This window comes from Campylobacter sp. (genome assembly GCF_020024835.1).
GTDB lineage: Bacteria > Campylobacterota > Campylobacteria > Campylobacterales > Campylobacteraceae > Campylobacter_D.
Genome location: NZ_JAHHTD010000062.1, coordinates 1 through 4,050, shown reverse-complemented (window position 1 = coordinate 4,050; position 4,050 = coordinate 1). Strand labels below are relative to the sequence as shown.

Annotated in this window: 4 protein-coding genes; 3 read left to right on the top strand and 1 reads right to left on the bottom strand. The window is 26.3% G+C overall.

The annotated features are described in order from the left end of the window. On the top strand, positions 1-1,132 hold a 1,132-nt coding region (locus tag QZ429_RS07465; protein WP_291953347.1), incomplete at its 5' end, for a DUF2972 domain-containing protein. 170 nt (positions 1,133-1,302) lie between these two features. Continuing rightward, positions 1,303-2,403 (top strand): peptide chain release factor 2, encoded by a 1,101-nt coding sequence (prfB, locus tag QZ429_RS07460; RefSeq protein WP_291953345.1) that lies wholly within the window; start codon positions 1,303-1,305, stop codon positions 2,401-2,403. A gap of 69 nt (positions 2,404-2,472) precedes the next feature. Here the strand turns inward: prfB and QZ429_RS07455 are convergent, their stop codons facing one another. After that, complete coding sequence (locus QZ429_RS07455) at positions 2,473-3,516, bottom strand: YeiH family protein (RefSeq protein WP_291953343.1); 1,044 nt, start codon at positions 3,514-3,516, stop codon at positions 2,473-2,475. Positions 3,517-3,625: 109 nt separating this feature from the next. Between QZ429_RS07455 and QZ429_RS07450 the strand changes: the two genes are divergently transcribed. Further along, positions 3,626-4,050: LysR family transcriptional regulator (locus tag QZ429_RS07450; RefSeq protein ID WP_291953341.1), on the top strand; the 425-nt coding region annotated here is incomplete at its 3' end.

Below are 4,050 nucleotides of genomic sequence, written 5' to 3'. Positions count from 1 at the left end.
TGAACTTGCATGGGAAATGAATTTACCTTTACCGGATAATTATGAGTTTGTGTTTGTTTCTGGTCATTGTAATGGTGCGAGTTCTTTTATGGAATTTCTTAGAAAATGCAATGTTAATATTGGTTGGGCTGGTTGGAGTGATGGATTTGGTAGATATAGTTTTTATTATAATTATTTAATATATTATTCTGATGGTTTTAACGTTTTGCATATAGGTGAAAGAATAATTTCTATTGATGAATATGAGCGAAGAAAAACTTTTTCTTTAATTCAAAAAAAAGTTAAAATTTTAGTATGTTATAGAGATCCAATATCAATACTAAAAACCGCTTTAAATGTGTCTATTTATAGAAATGGAGATGTTAGAGAGGTGGATGTATTAGATGATAGTTATGATCAATATTTACCTAATAGTTATTATCAGTATAATAAAGAAAATATATCTAATTTTGATTTATATGGAATGCAAAATTATGGTTATACTCAGCAAAGCATATTAAATTATTTTCCAAATAATGAGATTATAATTTTAGATATGAAAAAAGTGGATGCACAATATGCTTTTGATACTATGTGTAATTTTTCCAATCAATTTGGTTTTGATAAGCCAAATATACAAGATAAAATTTTTTTTCAGAGTAAAATTTCATCTTATACTAGTCTCATTCATGTTGTTTTACCTATGACTTTAAAGATTGTTATAAATAATTATAATATTGATGTGGTTATTAATTTTCAATCAAATACCGCAAATAGAGATGATACCTTATTATTTTTTGATAAATATCTAAATATAAATAATATATTATTAAATATTCATATACTTAATAATGCAAATAATATTTTAGATAATGATGCTAAAAATTTAATTAGAAATTATATTAATGACTTTGTAAAAAAAATAAAATTGAGATATCAGCCACTAGAAGATAAAAAAATAACGCAAGAAGATATTATTGAATACTTTAAGAACAATAAACAAGCTTGTAGTATTTTAAAATCTATAGTTGATAATGAATTTGCTTACATCAAACAACATCGTCCAGATATAGTAGCATCTTGGAAATATTATCAAGAATTTGAAAAAATGTGTGAGGAATTAGATGGAAAAGAGGATTTGTCAAAAGAATGAATTGTTTTTAAAACTTTATAGATTTGTATTATTTTAAAGAAGTATAAAATAAGTTATAACTTATAATTTAGGAAGTTAAAACAAGGAAACTAAGTAAAATTAATAATTTCTTTCTAATTTTTGCTAGAATTAAAAAATTAAATTATTTAAAATTAGAAAGAAAGATTTTTATGGATAATTATGAATATAGCGAGCTTTTAAAAAAGCTTAAAAATAAAGTAGGAAATATAGCTTCTATTATAAAACCACAAAGCATTAAAATAAGATTAAAAGAGATAGAGGATTTAGAAAATTCTCCAAATTTTTGGAGTGATATCAAGCAAGCTGGCATTATAGGAAAAGAAAAAACTAAAATAGCTAATTTACTTAAAAAATATGAGAGTGCAAATAATGCTTTAGATGATGCTAGCGGATTGTTTGAGCTTGCAAGTAGTGAAAATGATGATGAGACTATAAAAGCTTTATTTGATGATGCGTTAAATTTAGAAGAGCTTATAGTAAGTCTTGAAATTTCTATGCTTTTAAGTGGAGAAAATGATAGTAAAAACGCTATTATTTCTATCCATCCTGGTGCAGGTGGGACTGAAAGTAATGATTGGGCTAGTATGCTTTATAGAATGTATTTAAGATTTTGTGAAAGAGAAGGTTTTAAAGTAGAAACTTTAGATTTTCAAGAAGGAGATGAAGCTGGGATTAAAAATGTAAGTTTTTTAGTTAAAGGCGAGAATGCTTATGGGTATTTAAAAGCTGAAAATGGTATTCATAGATTAATTAGAACAAGTCCTTTTGATAGTGCAGGACGTCGTCATACAAGTTTTTCAAGTGTAATGGTAAGTCCTGAGCTTGATGATGATATAGAAATAGAAATTGAAGAAAAAGATATAAGAATTGATTATTATAGAGCAAGTGGAGCTGGAGGGCAACATGTAAATAAAACAGAATCAGCCGTAAGAATTACGCATTTTCCAACAGGTATAGTGGTGCAATGTCAAAATGATAGAAGCCAACACAAAAATAAAGCTACGGCTTTTAAAATGCTAAAATCTCGTCTTTATGAGCTTGAGCTTATGAAGCAACAAGATGAAGCTAATGCAAGTGAAAAAAGTGAAATAGGCTGGGGACATCAAATTCGATCATATGTGCTTTTTCCTTTCCAGCAAGTTAAAGATAATCGTTCTAATGAAGCATATTCTCAAGTTGATAGTATTTTAGATGGTGATATTAAAAAGATAATAGAAGGCGTTTTAATCACACAAAAAACGCAAAATTAAAAAATAAAAGGCTTATGGTGGTGCTAAGATTAAATATAATTTAAAATACATAGAAATAAAAAGTAAAAATTACATAAAGTGGCTAATGAGAAAAATTCCTGATACTATAAGCCATACAAAAAGTGCCAAAGCCATAAGAAAAGGTTTAAATCCTGCTTTTAAAATAACATTTCTATGTATATTGACACCTAATGCCACCATAGCAATAGAAAGCAAAAGTGTATCTATAATTGCAATTGTTGATTTTATATAAGTTATAGCAAAATCAGTATTTAGTATATCTAAAGAACTAATTGCACTTGCTATTAAAAACCATAAAGCAAAATAAGGAATATTATCTTTTATACCAACTTTTTCACCATTTTTGTTTAAAAATTTTAAAGAAAAAATTGCAAGAAATACTAAAAATGGAACTAGCATTAAAACTCTAATCATTTTTTCAATAACAGCACTATCTCCAGCTTTTATGGCTTCTCCTGCAGCAACTACGTGTGCAACTTCGTGCAAAGTAGCACCCATAAAATATCCCATATGATTTATATCAAAAAAATTAAACCAACCTAAATTCCAAGCAATAGGAAATAAAAACATTCCCAAAGTTCCAAAAACAACCACGGTGCAAATAGCTATACCAACTCTATCTGGACCACCTTTTATTACGCTTTCACTAGCCATTACTGCTGCTGCACCACATATACTAGAACCACTACTAATTAACATACTTTCTTTTAAATCAAGTTTGAAAAATTTCCCAAGTAAAAGTCCTATAAAAAATGTAGAAAATACTATTATTAAAGCTACGCAAATACCACCCATTCCAACTTGTTGTATGTCATAAAAAGTAATTCTAAAGCCATAGAGTATTATGCCAAGTCTCAAAACTTGTTTTGTAGCTATATTTAAGATTCCTGTTTTTTTAAGTAAAGTTGTATTTTGATGTGCAAAATTTCCTATCATAGCTCCAATAAGCACTGCTACAATTAAAGCTGAAATCCCATAATTTTTAAAAAATGAAAGTTCTGATACAGCATATGAACAAAATGCTAATACAATTAATAACATAGCACTTTCAAATTTTCTACCTTTGTAGATATTTTTTCTTTTGTTGTGCATATAATTCCTTTTTTATAGTTTCTGTGCAATTTTAGCTTTTTTTAAATGATTAGAAAAATTAATTTTATTTTTATAAATATAAAAATATGTTTATATATTAAAAATTATTTTGACTTTTAAGCAAATAAAATATTTTCAAGCACTAAGTAAAAATCTAAATTTAAGATCTTGTGCAAAGGAATTAAATATTACTCAAGCTGCACTTTCGTTGGCTATTTTTGAATTAGAAAAAAATTTAAATGTAAAATTATTTGATAGAAATTCAAAATTTCTAAGTTTAAATGAAAAAGGTAAGGTATTTTTAAAACAAATTTCTCCTTTGATTTTTGAATTTGAACGCATACAAAAGCAAATGCAAGATGATAATTTTTACGAATTAAGTATGAAGGTTAGTCAAAATATCGGTATTTATCTACTTTGTGGAGTTTTAGATAAAAAAGATGATAATATAAAATTAGATCTTATGTTAGATAATAGTAAAAATATCATAAAAAGTGTTTTAGAGAAGGAAATTGATCTTGGCGTAATAGAAGG